The 14,615-nt window shown below is 48.1% G+C and carries 17 protein-coding genes; 15 read left to right on the top strand and 2 right to left on the bottom strand.

Going from position 1 to position 14,615, the window contains the following annotated elements; all coding sequences use genetic code 11:
- The first annotated feature begins 104 nt into the window (after positions 1-104).
- From M3630_RS02235 to M3630_RS02165, 15 genes are all read left to right on the top strand, one after another.
- The gene (locus M3630_RS02235) at positions 105-806 is read left to right on the top strand and encodes a YjjG family noncanonical pyrimidine nucleotidase (RefSeq protein WP_251251079.1); all 702 of its coding nucleotides are present in this window, start codon (positions 105-107) and stop codon (positions 804-806) included.
- A gap of 73 nt (positions 807-879) precedes the next feature.
- The gene (locus M3630_RS02230) at positions 880-2,709 is read left to right on the top strand and encodes a UbiD family decarboxylase (protein ID WP_232772992.1); all 1,830 of its coding nucleotides are present in this window, start codon (positions 880-882) and stop codon (positions 2,707-2,709) included.
- Positions 2,710-2,789: 80 nt separating this feature from the next.
- A complete protein-coding gene (locus M3630_RS02225) occupies positions 2,790-3,245 on the top strand; it encodes a hypothetical protein (protein ID WP_251251078.1) in 456 nt (151 codons plus the stop codon).
- Positions 3,246-3,484: 239 nt separating this feature from the next.
- Positions 3,485-5,455 carry a BglG family transcription antiterminator gene (locus M3630_RS02220; RefSeq protein WP_251251077.1) on the top strand — a complete coding sequence of 657 codons (1,971 nt, stop codon included), beginning with the start codon at positions 3,485-3,487 and terminating at the stop codon, positions 5,453-5,455.
- Positions 5,415-6,566 (top strand): amidohydrolase/deacetylase family metallohydrolase, encoded by a 1,152-nt coding sequence (locus M3630_RS02215; RefSeq protein WP_251251076.1) that lies wholly within the window; start codon positions 5,415-5,417, stop codon positions 6,564-6,566. The genes M3630_RS02220 and M3630_RS02215 overlap by 41 nt, the downstream gene beginning before the upstream one ends.
- Complete coding sequence (locus M3630_RS02210) at positions 6,557-6,928, top strand: hypothetical protein (protein ID WP_251251075.1); 372 nt, start codon at positions 6,557-6,559, stop codon at positions 6,926-6,928. Before M3630_RS02215 ends, M3630_RS02210 begins: the two co-directional genes overlap by 10 nt.
- Positions 6,929-6,960: 32 nt before the next feature.
- A complete protein-coding gene (locus M3630_RS02205; RefSeq protein WP_007727312.1) occupies positions 6,961-7,323 on the top strand; it encodes a glycine-rich SFCGS family protein in 363 nt (120 codons plus the stop codon).
- 3 nt (positions 7,324-7,326) lie between these two features.
- Complete coding sequence (locus tag M3630_RS02200; RefSeq protein ID WP_173607793.1) at positions 7,327-7,665, top strand: DUF4312 family protein; 339 nt, start codon at positions 7,327-7,329, stop codon at positions 7,663-7,665.
- 22 nt (positions 7,666-7,687) lie between these two features.
- Positions 7,688-8,476: a DUF4311 domain-containing protein gene (locus M3630_RS02195; protein WP_047067408.1), complete on the top strand. Its 789-nt coding sequence runs from the start codon at positions 7,688-7,690 to the stop codon at positions 8,474-8,476.
- Positions 8,476-9,126: a DUF4310 family protein gene (locus M3630_RS02190; RefSeq protein WP_221868549.1), complete on the top strand. Its 651-nt coding sequence runs from the start codon at positions 8,476-8,478 to the stop codon at positions 9,124-9,126. Before M3630_RS02195 ends, M3630_RS02190 begins: the two co-directional genes overlap by 1 nt.
- 40 nt (positions 9,127-9,166) lie before the next feature.
- Positions 9,167-10,282: a DgaE family pyridoxal phosphate-dependent ammonia lyase gene (locus M3630_RS02185; RefSeq protein WP_251251074.1), complete on the top strand. Its 1,116-nt coding sequence runs from the start codon at positions 9,167-9,169 to the stop codon at positions 10,280-10,282.
- 5 nt (positions 10,283-10,287) lie between these two features.
- Positions 10,288-11,010 (top strand): KDGP aldolase, encoded by a 723-nt coding sequence (locus M3630_RS02180; RefSeq protein ID WP_251251073.1) that lies wholly within the window; start codon positions 10,288-10,290, stop codon positions 11,008-11,010.
- Positions 11,011-11,043: 33 nt separating this feature from the next.
- Positions 11,044-11,301 carry an HPr family phosphocarrier protein gene (locus tag M3630_RS02175; protein WP_251251072.1) on the top strand — a complete coding sequence of 86 codons (258 nt, stop codon included), beginning with the start codon at positions 11,044-11,046 and terminating at the stop codon, positions 11,299-11,301.
- Positions 11,302-11,687: 386 nt separating this feature from the next.
- Positions 11,688-12,692, top strand: coding sequence for an aldo/keto reductase (locus M3630_RS02170; protein ID WP_251251071.1), 1,005 nt, complete (start codon positions 11,688-11,690; stop codon positions 12,690-12,692).
- A gap of 20 nt (positions 12,693-12,712) precedes the next feature.
- Positions 12,713-13,126, top strand: coding sequence for an SRPBCC family protein (locus M3630_RS02165; RefSeq protein WP_251251070.1), 414 nt, complete (start codon positions 12,713-12,715; stop codon positions 13,124-13,126).
- Between the two features lie 102 nt (positions 13,127-13,228).
- On the opposite strand, the gene M3630_RS02160 is transcribed toward M3630_RS02165, so the two are convergent.
- A complete protein-coding gene (locus M3630_RS02160; protein WP_251251069.1) occupies positions 13,229-13,927 on the bottom strand; it encodes a DUF4386 domain-containing protein in 699 nt (232 codons plus the stop codon).
- A 182-nt stretch (positions 13,928-14,109) separates the two neighbouring features.
- The gene (locus M3630_RS02155) at positions 14,110-14,454 is read right to left on the bottom strand and encodes a YkgJ family cysteine cluster protein (protein ID WP_251251068.1); all 345 of its coding nucleotides are present in this window, start codon (positions 14,452-14,454) and stop codon (positions 14,110-14,112) included.
- Between the last annotated feature and the right edge of the window lie 161 nt (positions 14,455-14,615).

The raw sequence follows: 14,615 nt of genomic DNA, 5'->3' as shown, positions 1-14,615 counted from the left end.
CAGTTCGAGGCTTTTTGTATGCAGTTTGGCCTTCTATTTTTGATATGATAGAAGGGTGTTAGTTTGTACGAATACTTGATCAGTAAAGATTTCTGGAGGTTGCCATGCGCTATCAAGTCATCTTATTCGATGTAGATGATACACTTCTTGACTTCAAAACGACAGAAGAAAATGCTTTGCAAAAGACGTTTTCCCAGTTTGGACTCGCTACGGGATCGTCTGATTATGGAGCGACCTACAAAGAGATCAGTAAAGGATTGTGGGAGGATTTAGAAAAGGGGCGGATCACTCTAGCAGAGCTGGGTGTAGAGAGATTTCGTAGACTTTTCAAAGCTGTTCAGCTAGACGTCGATGCAGAGGCGTTCGGCAGCGCCTATCTTGAATCCTTGGGCAAAGAAGTGCATTTGGTACCTGGAGCGGTTGAATTGTGCAACAGTTTGGAGGATTGCCGCTTGGCGATCATTACGAATGGGTTCGCCTCTGTACAAACGGCAAGAATTGCCGCTTCACCGCTTTGCGACTCTTTTGAGCATCTGATTATTTCCGAAGAGGTCGGCTATAAGAAGCCGGATCGGGAAATTTTTGACTACGCGTTTTCCAAATTGCAATGGACGGAGAAGGCGAACGTATTGATGGTGGGAGATTCGTTGACCTCTGATATACAAGGGGGAGCGCATTACGGGATCGATACGTGCTGGTTCAATCCGCTGGGCAAGCAAAATCAGACGAGCATTCAGCCGACGTACGAAATCAGAGAGCTGAGCGAGCTTCAAGAAATTGTGCGGAAGGGTATCGTGAATTTGTAGGATCTTTCCTGTATGATGAGAAGGTATTGATCTACAGGTAAATCTAGAATCTAGTGATTGGAGCCCTATAGATATGTATCAGAATTTAGAAGAGTGCATCCTTGACTTGGAAAGGCACGGACATTTGGTCCGTATTCGCGAAGAAGTAGATCCCTATCTGGAAATGGCCGCCATTCATTTGAAGGTGTATGAAGCAGGCGGACCAGCTTTGTTGTTTGAAAATGTAAAAGGCTCAAAATTTCGCGCGGTATCCAATCTATTTGGCACAATTGAGCGCAGCAAGTTTATTTTCAGAAGCACCTGGAAAGCCGCTGAAAATATCATCGCCATGCGCAATGATCCGATGAAAGCGCTAAAGCAGCCATTTAAAAATATCGAGAACGGCTTTGCTGCTCTGAAAGCATTGCCTGCAAAAAAATCCACTAGCATGCCGGTAACTGCACAGGAAATCAGCATAACGGACCTTCCACTCATCCAAAGCTGGCCGATGGATGGTGGAGCTTTTGTCACGCTGCCCCAAATCTATTCGGAAGATCCGGACAAGCCGGGAATCATGAATTCCAATTTGGGTATGTACCGTGTGCAGCTTACTGGTAATGAGTATGAAGTAAACAAAGAAATTGGCTTGCACTATCAAATCCATCGTGGAATCGGAGTCCACCAAGCCAAAGCGACCAAAATGGGGATGCCGCTGAAAGTAAGCTGTTTCGTAGGCGGGCCACCTGCACATACTTTATCGGCTGTAATGCCGCTGCCAGAAGGCTTGAGCGAAATTACTTTTGCAGGTTTGCTCTCTGGGCGTCGTTTTCACTACAGCTATATCGATGGTTACTGCATAAGCAATGATGCGGATTTTGTCATCACAGGAGATATTTATCCTGGAGATACGAAACCAGAAGGGCCATTTGGTGACCATCTGGGCTATTACAGTCTGATCCATCCATTCCCTGTGATGAAGGTAAAGAAAGTGTATGCCAAGCCGAATGCCATCTGGCCATTCACCGTTGTGGGTCGTCCGCCACAAGAGGATACATCGTTCGGTCAGTTGATTCACGAGTTAACGGGTGATGCGATCAAACAAGAAATCCCGGGTGTTAAAGAAGTCCACGCAGTAGATGCAGCCGGTGTACACCCGCTGCTCTTTGCCATCGGAAGCGAGCGGTATACGCCATATCAGCAAGTCAAACAGCCGACGGAGATGCTCACCATTGCCAACCGCATTTTAGGGACGGGTCAATTGAGCTTAGCCAAGTATTTATTCATTACCGCTGAAGAAAACCGACCATTGACGACGCATGATGAAGTTGATTTTATGACCTATATTCTGGAGAGAATCGATTTGCATCGCGATGTTCATTTTTATACAAACACGACTATTGATACGCTGGATTATTCGGGAACGGGCTTAAACAGTGGCAGTAAGGTTGTCCTCGCAGCTTACGGCGATCAAAAACGAGAGCTGTGCAAAGAGGTACCGGATGAACTGAAGGATTTGCGAGAGTTTGAGAATGCCCGCCTGATTATGCCAGGTGTGGTGTCGATCCAGGGTCCTGCATTTACCGATTACGCGAGCGCCCAGCAGCAATTACAGAATCTGTGTGATGCGATTCAGGCGAGGGGGCCGATCCCGTCTTGCCCGATGATCATCCTTTGTGATGATAGTACCTTCCTGAGCGCGTCGCTACAAAACTTCCTGTGGGCAACCTTCACACGAAGCAATCCATCCCACGACATGTACGGTGTGAACAGCTACTATGAGAACAAGCATTGGGGTTGCGATAATCTGATTATTGATGCCCGCACCAAACCACATCAAGCACCCCCATTGGTACCAGATCCAACGGTCGAGAAAAATATCGAACGACTGTTTGTCAAAGGTGCGAGCTTGGGTGGAATTCTGTAAGCACCTCCTACAAGTAGAGGTATTGGTAGAGGTCCGTAACCTTTCGTTGCGGACCTTTTTTGTTTAATGGTACTATTTGGATGGAGGTTTTCACCAAAAAATGGTTGGAGGCTTCTGTAGATTCAGAATTTTTCATTTCACCTGAACAAAAACTTAAAGTTGGTGAAAAAATAAAATTCACTGTACATATTCCGTATAAGGGAATGATTCGAGAAGACGCGAAGTTTTTATTTTTCTCGTTTAATTCAGTAGATACGACTCAAAAGGTAGAAAAAGTAAGAACCACACATGATCGCATGAAGGGGATGTACGTAACAACAGGCTACTTTACTCCACGTAAAGAGGGAACCTATACTCCTTTCTTTTTCTTGAAAATGTATGATAAAGAAAAAGATAAGGAGATAAGTGGAAGCGGAGTGATAAAGTTTGACGTGACCGAAATCAATGAAGAATATGATGATGAAAATAAAACGCATAAAGTACTGCTAAAGTTCAAGCCAGAGCAAAAAAGACACATAAGTTTGAGGCAACAGTGAAAAACATCGAAACGGATACAAAGGCAACTGCAAAAACGACGATCTATGTCAAATAGGTTATACAGAGAGGATGGTCCCAGTTTTAACCGGGGTCATCTTTTTCATTGCTGTCGGATCAAACTGAGAATTGCAAAAATTGCACGATTGATGGGGAAAGGAATCGTTCTTTACCACCGAGAAAGCGTTTTCTATAATGAATCTCAAGCAAGGACACAGCTTTTTATGGAAAGGAGAAAGGAATGGTCTTTTTAACCACACGTTCCCATTCATTACTGAAGGTGATACTCGACAGCTACTATCCGCTGAAAATTAAGGATGTAGCGCGCGATTTCCAAGTTAGCGAGCGAACCGTCAAGTACGATCTGGAGAACATCAGGCAATGGCTAAAGGAACGAAATGTCATCCTCCATTCTCAACCGAATAAAGGGCTGTGGATCACGGAAGAACAAGAGCATCGAAATGCTTTGAAGGAAAATTTGCAAAGGGATGACAGCAAGACACTCATTCTGCCGCAAAAGGATCGGGTCAAGCATTTTTTGTTCATTCTTCTGCTGTCAGATGGGTATCAGAGGATGAACGATTTGGCCGACCACATGGGAGTCAGTCGCAATACAGTCGTTGCCGATGTTAAGGACGCGGAAAAGCTGCTCGATGGCTGGCGTCTTGAGCTCGTCACGAAGCAGAGGTACGGTGTACGTGTGGACGGGAGTGAGCGGCATAAGCGGTATGCTCTCGAAAACTTGATTCACGATCTGTTGGATGGAAACGACATGTATCGGATGGTACAGGGGATGTTTTTAGAAAATGGACATGAGGCGAGAACGGGTCCGCTATTGGAGAAGTGGTTGATCAGCCGGGCAGAATTAGGGGAGATTATTCATAGCATCAAAGCATGGTTGAATGCTGCTGCGGAGACGCTGACAGACCGAGCGCTGATTAGTTTGCTGATTCGCTTATGCATTGTCGTTCATCGCGTACAGCGGGGTCAATTGGTCACTGCGGATGATGCCGAGATGGGAGAAGCGAGGCATTGGATCGGGTACGAGCTGTTTTCACACGAGGTTCGAGCATTATGTCAGCGATTGAACGTCGTTATTCCCGAACACGAGATTGCGTATGCGTGCCTTCCTCTGTTAGGGACCGAACAGGTGCCACGAGAGGCGCGAGCAGGGAGGATTGTTTTGGACGTTTTCCAGGCCACCAAAGAGCTGACGGAAGCGGTTAGTAACCGGATGCTGGCACCGTTGTACGAGGATCAGGAACTGGTCAGACTGCTGTTTGCTCACCTGGATGACAGTTTGAACCGTTATCGTCAGGGAGTTCTTTTTGCGAATCCTCTGACGGAGGAGATTCGCCGTTCCTACGCACGCATGTTTGATGCAGTCAAGCGCTCATGCGAAGAAGTGTTTTGGCATCGCGGGGTGTATTGGCTTGATGCCGACATTGCTTACTTTGTTCTGCATTTTCAAGCAGCTTATGATCGCTGGCTGGAGCAGAAAAAGGCAGATGCGCTCGTCGTGTGCGGAACAGGCAGAGGGACTTCACGGTTTTTGAAAACGTACCTGGAAAGCGAATTGCGTTCACTTCGGGTCGTAGGCCTGTGTTCCAGCACAGAGGTAGAGAAGTATTTGGCGAGTCGTCGCGTGGATGTCATCATTAGTGTCCTGCCGATCAAAGCTGAGGTGCCTGTTGTGATTGTCAGTCCTCTTCCAACCCGGCAAGATATCAACCAGATTCAGAACTGTCTGGAAGCCTTGCAAGTGGAGGGAGGAATTCGAGAGCAGGCTGTGAATGCTCGCAAGGAAGCTTGGTTCCCTACTCTGACTGCTGATCTTAATCCTTCAGATTTGCCGGTGGTCGAGAGGCTGTCCCAGGATGTCATTTGCAAAGGGTATGAAATCAGTCAAAAAATCGTGACTGCTTTCCGGGAGTACCTAACAGAACAAATGGCAAGCGGACTGACGCTGCACCTCCTATTGATGGTAAATCGACTGGCTTTTGGCTCACCTTATCAGGAGGAGTTGGAATCGTCGGCAGAGGCGGAATCGATAGAATGGAAGGCATGGCGTGAAAGGCTGAACCGATTGATGGCTGAGGCAAACCTCCAAGTTCCACCTAGTGAAGTGACGGCCATTATGCGCTATTTTTCAGGAAAGGGGACGGTAGAGAGTGAAAGTGGATCTACTCATACGCAACGGACGGGTCATTGATCCTTCCCAGAACCTGAACGGGCACTATGATCTTGCCATTCGGGAAGGGCGGATCGTTGGGTTGTATGAGAAAGGGAAGACAACCGATGATCAAGGGATGCATCTGGAAAGCAAGGAGATAATCGATGCTGAGGGATATGTGGTGACACCGGGGCTGATTGATCTGCACGCTCATGTTTTTCCGACAAAGACGAGTTTGGGCGTAGCCGCGGATCGGGTCGGGATCGAGCAAGGAGTGACAACCGTAGTAGATGCTGGCAGTGTCGGGCTATGGTCGTTTGATGCTTTTCTTGAAGAAGCAGTGTATCCTTCTGTTACTCGTGTTCTGGCATTTCTGAACATTTCAGGGGATGGCTTGTGCACAGGAGGCGGGGAACTCGCAGACATGTCGCGGTTAACCCCGAGAGAAGCGGCAGCTCTCATAAGAAAACAACCGATTTTACGAGGGATAAAAGCCCGCATGAGCGGTTCTGTCGTCAAGCAAAACGGGATACAACCCTTACTCGTAGCCAAGGAAGCAGCGAGGGGAGCGGGCGTACCGATGATGGTTCACATCGGAAACGCTCCGCCAAAACTCACGGAAATATTGCCTCTCTTAGACCGGGGAGACGTAGTGACACATACGTTTCACGGAAAAAAAGGAGGGATGTTCGACGAACGAGGAGAGTTAATACCAGAGGCGCAAGACGCGTTGGAGCGGGGAGTCTTATTCGACATCGGGCACGGTGAAGCGAGCTTCAGCTTCCAAACACTGCGTCATGCGCAGGCCCAAGCCCAAGGTATTATGCCACATGTCATTAGCACGGATGTTCACCGGCGCAACATCGATGGTCCTGTGCACAGCTTGACGCACACCCTCACGAAGTTTCTCGCCATGGGTTATTCGCTCGACGATGTGATTGCCGCGAGTACGCTTGCGCCCGCACGAATTCTCGGGCTGGAAAACGAGATCGGGACGTTGAAAGTAGGCGCATGCGCGGACGTATCCATATTGCAGATTAAAAAAGAGCCGACAATTTTGACCGACAGTGAACAAGAAACGGTGGAGACAATGGAAAGAGTAGTGGCTTATCAAGGGATTATTTCGGGAAGGGTACTGACATGCAAATGATTGATGACATTCTCAAGGAACTGATCGAGACAAAACCAGAAAATTTATCTGAAATTTCTGAAACAAAACAAATTCTTCAGAAAATTGAGGAGGAGTTTCGCCTCATGGAGATTCATATACCGCGAGATCGCTGGCTAGCCATCGGAGCTCATGTACTGGCATTTGTACGACGGATGACCAACGGGGAAAGGCTGCCCGTGATTGAAGCGGAGCTATTCGCCGAAATTCATCCCGATATGGTTACGCTCTCTCACAAAGTTCTTTCGGAAGAGAAGAGTGCGTGGCAGGCAGATGACACAGAAGCGTTTCTGTTAGCTGTTCATTTTGAAGCCATCCGTGCCATGCAGATGGGGCCATCGTAAAATATTGCTGTGAATATAGGGAGGTTTTGGATATGTCTAAGGTAAAAATCGTGATTGGTGATCGTCTCGGAAAAGGACAGAACATTGCAAAAGGAATCGAAGCTGCTGGCGGGACCGCGATCGTCATTCCAGGTGTTGGCGCGGATATGAAGGTAGGAGATGTCATGGTCAGTGAGAGTGCAGATCTCGGGCTGTCCTTTTGCGGAAGTGGTGGGGCTGGGGCACTCACTGCCAAGACCAAGTATGGTTTTCCGGTCGAGTACGGCTTGCGCTCCGTAGATGCTGGTATTACTGCCTTGCGTAGCGGAAAAAAAGTGATTGGCTTTGGCTTCATGGATACAGAAGAGCTGGGCAGGCGCATGGTGGAAGAATACATCAAGCTGGGAGGGAAGTAATCCATGTACACGGAGACGACACAGACCTTGCGATTATCCGGCAGTGGCGATACGAAAGAAGGAGCCTTCAACAAGATTTTTTCCCAAATCAAGCATGTGGTGGCGAGACAGACGAGTGATTTGGTCGTGCGAATCGAACCTGTAGGGGTTTCCATTGTGTCGGCGACAGAAACAGTCAAGCATGAGCGATTTTTGGGATTGTTCTTCCCTCGCAAACGGACGCGGTATGACATCACCGCAGATATTCAAGTGAGGCTGGGTCTAATCCATGTAGAAAATATAACGTTTCAGCAGCAGACCGAGCAGAATGCGGGTATAGGGCAGTTGGTTCGTCAGCGATAGAAAGAGACAGGGGGTAGGTTCAGTGGTTACGTTGATGATTGTGTTGAAGTCGATTGTCATCGGGGCATTGGTCGGCTTCGGTGTTGGTGCGGGGGCAGCGAGGATGTTCCATGCACCCAATGTACAGGGGATGGGAGCATTCCGGACTTTTGGAGAGCTGAACGCGTGTGCGGGCGATCCCATTTCCCACTTTTCATTTGGTCTTGGCTTTTTGTTTAACTCGTGGGCGTCTGTTGTTGGTGCGGGTGCGTTGACGCAAGATGTGGATCATCGCGTTATCCCGAACTGGGCGGCGGCCGTGTTGCTCTGGCGCAACAAGAATGTCGCGGAGACGTTGCACAATCCGAAGCAAATGGCGATTGCCGGAGCAGCAGTTGGTGTCGTCGTGGTCACTGTGTTGAATTCCACTGCAACGGCGATTCCCGAATCGATGCAGCTCGTAGCGACGAAGGTACTGGTCCCAGCTGCGAACTGGTTGATCAACCCGATCATGCCGATTGTGTTCTGGATGGCGGCGATGGATGCAGGCAAACGGACAGGGATTTGGGGAACGGTCTTGGGTGGTTTGTCTCACTTGGTCATGGGAAATGCGGTGCCTGGAATCGTCTTGGGTATTTTGATCGGGAAAGGCCTGGACGACAGTGGTTGGAACAAAATTACCAAATCCATGTTTATTGCAGTCATTCTCTTGTTTGTATTCAGTGGCTTCTTCCGCGGTTTTGATGTCGCGCTCTTGAAGAGTATGTACGTGGAAATTCCACAGTGGTTGATAGAGCTTCACGAAACATTTGGATCGGTGGTGAAAAAGTAATGGGTGAATTGCAAGCAAAAGGGTTTTGGTATTCAGAATGGGCATTTCCGCTTTTTGTGGCGTGCTTGTCTGCGGGAATCTTTGCGGGTACTCATCTTTACTATGTGTATCATGTCGGTGCTTTTAACGATATCGCCATCGTTGCGATGCTCGAGGCGGGGATCAAGGGTGGCGGCTATGGTGCAGCTGCTGCGTTTGGTGCGAGCTTTTTGTTTGCTCGTGTTTTGGAGGGGCCGCTGGTTGGGATTCTCGATATTGGCGGTTCGTTGCAAACTGGTATCGGGATTGGCGTCCCAGCGTTGATGTTGGGAGCGGGATTCACAGCTCCGTTGACTTCTTTTCCTTTGGCGCTGGCGACAGGTGCGCTCTTGGGCTTCATCATTGGTACCGTGATTATTTTGATTCGGAAGTATACGATCCATGCATCGAACTCCACCTTTGGTGCCGATGTCATGATGGGAGCCGGAAACGCAGCAGGTCGTTACTTAGGTCCATTGATCATCATTTCTGCGATTATGGCTTCGATTCCAGTTGGACTCGGCGCAACAGCAGGAGCAGCGATTTTCTACTATTACAACAAACCGATTGCAGGTGGTGCGATTATCGGAGCCATGATCCTTGGCGCCATTTTCCCGATTCCGACACAATGAGGATAGAGAGAAGAGTTTTCACAGGAAGGATGGGCAAACCATGGGAATCTATCAGCAGTTAGGGTTGAAGCAAGTCATAAACGCAAGCGGTAAGATGACGGCACTGGGTGCTAGTGCCGTCCATCCTTCTATCGCACAGGCCATGGGAGAAGCCGCCATGGATTATGTAGAAATCAGTGAGCTGATGATTGTGGCAGGTCGTCATATCGCAGAGGCGACAGGTGCAGAAGACGGTTGTCCTACCTCAGGAGCAGCTGCCGGCATTGCTATTAGTGTAGCGGCAGTCATAGCAGGGTGCCATCTGAGTTTGATCGAGCGGCTTCCTTTTTCCGAAGGGTTGAATAACAAGATCATCATCCAAAAAGGACATGCGGTGCACTTCGGCGCTTCCGTTCAACAGATGATTGCACTGGGCGGTGGAAAAGTCGTAGAGGTCGGGCATGCCAATCACGTAGAAGCAGAGCATTTGCGAGAAGCCATTGACGATCAGACCGCAGCACTGCTCTATGTCAAATCTCACCATGCGATTCAAAAAGGGATGCAATCGCTAGACGCGATGATTCAACTCGGTCGGGAGTTTGGACTTCCGGTCATTGTTGACGCGGCTGCGGAGGAGGATCTGCGGCGCTACGTGGCGATGGGTGCCGATCTTGTCATCTACAGTGGCGGAAAAGCAATCGGCGGACCAACGTCAGGCTTTATCGCAGGGCGTGCCGATCTGATTGCCGCATGCCGCGCGCAATATAAAGGCGTCGGTCGTGCCATGAAGGTAGGCAAGGAAGCCATTGCGGGTTTGCTTGCAGCGCTTGGACAGTACGACCCCGAAAAGCAAAATGCTCCCGAGCAGCGCAGGCGAGTGGAGTGGCTGGCTGGAGAACTGAACAGCTTGACCGGTGTGAAAGCAGTGATCGCACAGGATGAGGCAGGCAGGTCGATCTATCGAGTGCAAGTTCAGCTTGACGAACGAGTGTCAGGAATGACGGCTCGGGAGCTTTCACGCCAACTGGAGCAAGGAAATCCAGCTATTTTTACCCGTAACCACTATGTGAATACGGGTGTGATTGCCTTTGATCCACGACCGTTTCACGAAGGGCAAGAACACATCATTGCAGCGCGAATAAAGGAACTGCTGCAAAAACAGGGAGAAGGAGAATAACAAAAGTGGGCACACCGAAAATTCGTTTAAACGTTTTGGCAAGGGATGTAGAAAACGCAAAACAAATATGTGCCGTCGCTGATGGCCGCGCTCTAATCGGGATCTTGGTCAAAGGATTTGCGTCCGTAGAAGCAGCAATAAAGGCTGTTGAACAATACCAGCAAGCAGGTGTACCCGTGTCTGTAGGGCTGGGCGCAGGTGATCCTACGCAATGGAAAAAGGTCGCAGAAGTCGCGGTGCAGACCCAACCGGATCACGTCAATCAGGTATTTCCGGCAGCAGGCTATACGCTCGGCGGGCTACAGGCAGTCGGCAACTCACATACTATCGTGAATGCATTGATTGCCCCTGGTGGCCAACCAGGAAAGGTTCACGTTACTACGGGACCAATGAGCAACAAAGTTTCAGAATGGCTCTCTTGCGATGCAGCCGCCGCGATGCTGGCGGAGATTGGTGTACACTCGATCAAATTTTATCCAGTTGACGGACTGGAAAGGCTGAATGAAATCAAGGCGATGGCAGAAGCAGCCGTACGTTACGGGATTCCCGTTTTTGAGCCAACTGGCGGGATCGATGCTGCTTCGATTCGGCCGATTGTGGAGGTATGCCTCGCAGCAGGTGCAAAGCAGGTCATACCGCATATTTATACATCCATCGTCGACAAGAAAACGGGATTGACTCGTTTGGATCAAGTAGAAGAACTGCTGACGGCTATAGAAGGCCTATAGCAATTTAACGAGAAAGGGATAGGAGTGAATCGAATGAGAGAGAGACAGGTCATCGTCCAGTTGGCACAGGGATTACACGCGCGTCCGGCTTCTTTGTTTGTGAAAGTGGCAGCTTCTTTTTCCAGTGAAATCGGATTGAACAAGGATGAGAAGAAGGTGAATGCGAAGAGTATTATCGGCGTCATGTCCCTCGCGGTGTCGAAAGGACAATCGGTCGTCTTGACTGCGGATGGTGCCGATGCGGAGCAGGCGCTGGATGCGTTGGAACGCGTTTTGGTAAGTGTGGAGTAAAGGACAGCGACAATCTGTGATGCACCATGATTGTTGGAAGACGGATTCAAACCATGTTCATCTTCTATGGTGCAGCAGCGCAACGTGTCCATTAGTAAAACAACATCAGCGGTAGTTTAAGACTTAAATTATCAAGGTCTTAAACCACCGCTTTTTCTTTTATTGGAACAGTCTAAAACATTGTTATCAACAAGAACCATGCTTCCTAGCCATTAGTTACTTTCGGGTTCCTATAGTACTAAAAAGTGCGTTCTTTTTTTTGATGAGGCTATACCACATAATGAGTCTCAAGATGATCATCGCCTTTGAAGAAGACGATTATATCGTTCAAGGGATGTTGTCGATACGAAAGTAGTAAATCAAATTTCTTTAGGAGGAATTCATATATGAACAATATTTTGCAGGGGAAACAACTTGGTTTTGGTACGGCTCCGCTGGGCAATATGTTCCGCAACATTCCGGAAGAAGAAGCTCTGGCTACTGTCGATGCTGCTTGGGAGAATGGTATCCGGTACTTTGACACTGCCCCATTTTATGGTGCTGGCTTGGCTGAGCTTCGCCTGGGTGAAGCCCTCGCGAAACGTCCGCGTGACGAGTATGTGTTGAGCACAAAGGTTGGGCGGATCATCTTGGATGAACTCGAAGATCCAACCTTGCGTGATTTGGGCGAAAAAGGCGGACTGTTCGAATATGGTCGCAAAAATAAGATCCACGTGGACTACAGTGAAGACGGTACGCTTCGCTCGATCGAGGACAGCCTGAAACGGTTGCAGACTGATCGCCTGGACATCGTCTACGTTCATGATATCGCACAGGACTTCTATGGCGACGAGTGGCTTTCCCACTTTGAAAGTGCTCGAAAAGGTGCCTTTCGTGCCTTGGCTCGTTTGCGTGATGAAGGTGTCATTAAGTCGTGGGGCCTCGGCGTAAACCGTGTAGAGCCAATTGAGATCGTGATGGCATTGGAAGAAGCACAGCCGGATGCCTTCTTGATGGCTGGTCGCTACTCCCTGCTGGATCATGACCGATCCTTGCAACGCGTGATGCCAAACGCGGCAAAAATGAATGCCAAGATTATTGTTGGAGGGCCGTACAGCTCAGGTGTTTTGGCCGGAGGTACCCACTTTGAGTATCAGAAAGCATCGCCTGAAATCATGGCAAAAGTCGATCGGATCAAAGCGATTGCCAATCGTCACAATATTAGTGTCAAGGCTGCTGCGCTGCAATTTGTGCTTGCGAATCCGGCAGTTGCTGCCGTCATCCCTGGTGCGAGTCGCCCGGATCGAATCAAGGAGGACGTAGCTGCGATGAACGAAGTGATTCCTGCAGCATTCTGGCAGGAAATGCGTGAACAGAAACTGGTGGCGCAAGACGCTCCACTCTCAATCTAAATACAAAAGGAGTAATCAACATGGCAAACACAATGGCAACGATTGAAATCTCTGCTTCTCCAGATCAAGTATGGAAATTGATCGGTGGATTTAACTCACTACCAGACTGGCTTCCTTATATCCCAAGCAGCGAACTGAGCGAAGGTGGACGGGTGCGTCGGTTGGAAAACCCGGATGGCGATGTGATTATTGAGCGTCTGGTAGGCTTCAATGAAAAAGAGCGCCATTACACCTACTCCATTATGCAAGCACCCTTTCCTGTTACCAATTATGAATCGACGATCCGCGTTCGTGAGAATGGTGGTAAAGGAACGCTGGTGGAATGGTCTGGTCATTTTACACCAGTAGGTGTTAGCGACGATGAGGCTATTAAGCTGTTCCACGGAATCTATTCAGATGGTCTGGAAGCATTGAAAAAAGCATTTCAAGCTTAATCAGTTGGAACTGATAGTAGAGCAAAAGGTCAACTGACCAAAAACAGATACGGCAGCCGCGGTGTTAGAACATGTGAACTTGTTCTATACGGCGGCTGCCTTTTATTGGGATACTGAATCCTGTTTCGTTGGGTTGAATCCTCTTATGATTAACCATATAGCCAAAACCAATTGTTGAAAGGCTATTGGAATGTTCAACATCATGTAGGTTGCATCCAGACCGATGAAGCGAATCATAAATAATAAGCTTGCCAATATGGACAATGTAGACCCAATAAAACCCCAGACTGACAACCAACGCGGAACTAATTGTGTTTGGTAAAATACGCAGGTAAACAAGAACATCGCCAACACAAATGCCAGTGTCGTTGCCACATGGTTCACCAAATCACGTCCTTCCCGCAACAATCCACCCAGGGTCTGAAAATACGATACATGCAAAGTTCCAGCTTTTGCAAATTCTTGGCTAACTGTCAATAGCAACAGGAGAATGAATACACCGAGAATAATGAACACACCCGCAATGATACCAAAAGCAACAGATCCAAGAGCTAACCCTTTATGATGCTTACTTAACATCGGATACATTAAAAGAGGAATACCAACATACGCAACAATCATTAACAACTGGAAAAACGCTCCTAGTAGTACCTGATTCTCATTTGGAGAAGCCATGACAAGGTAGTCTGCCCCATCTATTACAGGAACAACACTACATATACCTGTAATCAACCCGGCTATTAATAACACCCCAGTCATTATTGCAGACCTTCTACCTGCATTTGTACTCTTCCTCAACATAAGTTGCCTCCTTCTTATACACTGCCGTTAGCGGATGAAGTGATGCTGCCTTCCTCAGCATTTTTTAATGCGTATCAAGTGTAGAGGGTGAAGAGAAGTATAGTTCAATGAGGCAGTCTATAACATTATTATTCAGTCGAGATGCAAGATTTGCTTCATTCTGACGTTGAGTCTACATTTCTTCAAAAATGCTTCCAAGTAAAATCAATACTCAAATACCCAATCGGTTTCTCCTTGAAGGTGAGTGTTTCCTTCGTTGCCAATTCCGGTTTGCGAAAACAGACAAGGTCTCTGTGATATCCAAAAGCGCGACACACTTTCGGTCGAACGCAATGAATGCCACACTGATCTTTTTGCATGTCGTAGAAGATACAAGTTTCAAACAGCCTCGGTTGATTTTCCAGGTCGTCACGGAGTTTCTTTGGAAACGCTTTCAATTTCTTGTATATCATTTTAAATTCCTTCTCTGTAATGGGAACAGGACCACAGCACAATCCTTTACAGCCCTGGCAAGGCAATGCCTCCATATCATCTACAACCTTTCGTCATGTGATGTTTGCTAGAAATGACAAAAAAGATGATCCTCGTTGATTCAGGGGATCATCTTAAAAACTGCCGCATTCAATTGTGTGGGTAATTCAAAAATTCCGTAAGAAGAGAATACTGTCATTTTATTATAACATATCTA

The sequence above is a fragment of the Brevibacillus sp. MER 51 genome (assembly GCF_023714195.1).
In the GTDB taxonomy this organism is placed as follows: Bacteria; Bacillota; Bacilli; order Brevibacillales; family Brevibacillaceae; genus Brevibacillus.
The sequence above is the reverse complement of the archived record's forward strand: the minus strand, read 5'-3'. Positions and strand labels throughout refer to the sequence as shown.